Source organism: Micromonospora sp. MH33, assembly GCF_003013775.1.
GTDB lineage: Bacteria > Actinomycetota > Actinomycetes > Mycobacteriales > Micromonosporaceae > Micromonospora > Micromonospora fulviviridis.
In genome coordinates, this window is record NZ_MUYZ01000529.1 from 1 (window position 1) to 2,538 (window position 2,538).

Below are 2,538 nucleotides of genomic sequence, written 5' to 3' on the forward strand. Positions count from 1 at the left end.
GGCCGGCGTGAGGGCGGCGGCCGGCCCGTCTCCCTGCGCAGCCAGGCGCAGGAAATCTCAGAATATCGTCGATACCTTAACAATCTCCACGAAGACAGCGGCTGGCAGGACGATAGTCCGGAACTCGTATCCTCATTCACCCTCCGCCTAACCGCCAGCGAAGAAACGAATGCCAGATATCGCGCACAACTGAGGCTCGGGATAGCTGGCAAGTCTGATATTGCCATGAATGTCGGCCAAATTGTCGCCCCCGGCGATATGGTCTCTGTCGACTTCGGGAAGGTCGTCGACGGGCAGGGCGTCGGTATTGCCAGAATCCTGTACACCGCGGCCGACGGCACCGAGAGTTTCATCTACCGGGAATTCGACCGTAGGTTTACTGACAGTGAGTTGGCCGAGCTGAGGAAAAGAGCACCCGGCCACGCGTGGGAATTCCGCAAGCCGGTGTTCAGTGATTCCTTCCGGATGAAGACGAAATTGAACAGCCTCGGGACCTTGAATCTAAACTTCAGGCAGGGTGACGAAGCCAGGGCCACCAAGAGAGTCTATATCGGACGGGCCAATATCCCCGATGACATGAAAGATGTGGTTCTCGAAGTCGGGTATGACATTAATAGTCAACCCCTCGCGGTCGTGGAAATTCCGGACGAGCGGAACGAGAGGCAGGCCCTGTACCGAAGGTTGACCGATCCCGCCCCCACCGCGTACGACATCGAGTTGCAGCGCAAAAACTCCTTCTGGGAGCTGGCGGATCGGTGGGCGCTCGCCGAGAAAGTTTCTTTCGATGACACCTTGGGGACAGACACCAGAATGCCCAAACCCATCGCTATTAGGGTCAGCGGTGCGGGCGCGACAGTCGATGGGTTGGAGGTGGATCTGTCTGCGGGGACGGCGATCACTCTGCGGGTAGGAATGCGGCTGGTCGGGCCGGATTACGCCAGCAATGTCTTCGTGGTGGTCAAGGCGCCGTTGAAGCCGTTGGACGACGCAGCCAAGCAGGCCTACCTGCGCGCCAATCCGTCGGTGGTCGAGGTGCCCACGCATGCCTACCGGCTTGTCAACACGGGCAAGACGGACGCCGAGGCCGATGCGCTGATCGAGCAGCTTCAGAAACGGAAGGAGATGCTCGCCAAGCGCAGGGAGCGCGCCGCAGCGGGGCCAGCCGCGAAGCGTCGGCGTACCGGGGGTGGGTTGCCGGGGGGGCCGGCGGCGTTCGAGTGGGGTCCGGGGGAGGGTTCGTTCTCGGCTGGTGTGGGCGTGGAGGCCGGGTCGTCGTCGGGGTGGGCGGCTGGTGTGGAGCCGTCGGTGGTGTGGGTTGATGGTGGTTGGCGTGTGTCGTATCGCAGTGCGGAGGGTTTGCCTTCGTGGGGCGAGATGACGCGGGTGGAGTCGGATCGGTTCACGTGGCGGGGTCGGGCGCCGCTGGAGTTCGTGCCGACGCCGGGGGGTGAGCGTCCGTTCCGGGTGGAGACGGCGGGGGAGGACGCGGGGGTTCGGGTCCACGTCGACCATTGGGTGCAGCATGGTGAGTCGGGGGACGTGGTGTTCCGTCTTCGGTTGGAGCCCGACGCGAACGTGGGTCGGGATTCGATTCTGCGCACGCTGCGTGCGGTTGAGCAGTGGGTGGTGCGGACCAACGAGCTGGTCGGTGAGGAGCGGATCGCGGTTCCGCAGCGGTTGCGGCCGGGGGGTGGGTCGCAGGCGGTGGCGGTGGTGTTCGATCCGGGCGCGGAGACGGTGGTTCGGCTCAGCCGGTATGGCCGTGACTTGGAGGACAGCCACAACGTCTATGTGAGCGCTGATGGCACCGAGGGTCGGATCACCCAGTTGCATTGGCTTGCGGATCTTCCGTCCCGCGCCTACGGGCATGAGTTGAAGCATTTCGCCGGGGTGCCGCATGATGGTTCGCCGGGTGATCTGCTCAGGACGTCCAGGACGGTCGGTGACGATCATCTGCACGAGCCGGGGTTCACCGTCTGGGAGCTTGAGCAGATCCGGGAGACGGCTGCGTCGTATGTGGCTCCTACGGTCGCGCCTCGGCCGGTTGGGTCGCCCGAGTCGGATTCGGCGTCGTCCGGGTCGGACGTCGGGTCGTCGGAGCGGGTTTCGGGTTCGCTGCCGGGCCGGCCGGCGGCGATGGAATGGCATCCCCCGACCGACTCTGACGCGGGCGGGCAGCCGTCCGATTCAGCGGAATACTACGACCCGTATGGTCTTGGCCTGGAGCCGGAGTTCGCGGACCTGGGGTGGGCGGCGGACCCGTTCGGAGGAGCGGACCCGTTCGCAGGAATGGACATGTCGACTCCGGCGGTCGACCCGGAAGTGGCGCCGCGGAGCTTCGATGAGGAGGTAATAGCGGCGACCCTGCGGTTGGCGCGTTCTGCGTACCATGTCGAGGCGAAGTTCGGCACGTGGGTGCGCGACGTGTTTGATACTTCTCGCGCGGCGGCCGAACAAGCGCCCAACGCCTTCTACCGTTCATTGTTGGACACTCCGAAGGTGTCGGCGGAGGGCATCAAAACCGTGGCTGGGCTGCGT

Annotated in this window: 1 protein-coding gene; it reads left to right on the forward strand. The window is 64.5% G+C overall.

Going from position 1 to position 2,538, the window contains the following annotated elements:
* A partial coding sequence (locus B0E53_RS38230) for a hypothetical protein (protein WP_210406345.1) occupies window positions 1–2,538 on the forward strand: 2,538 nt, incomplete at both ends.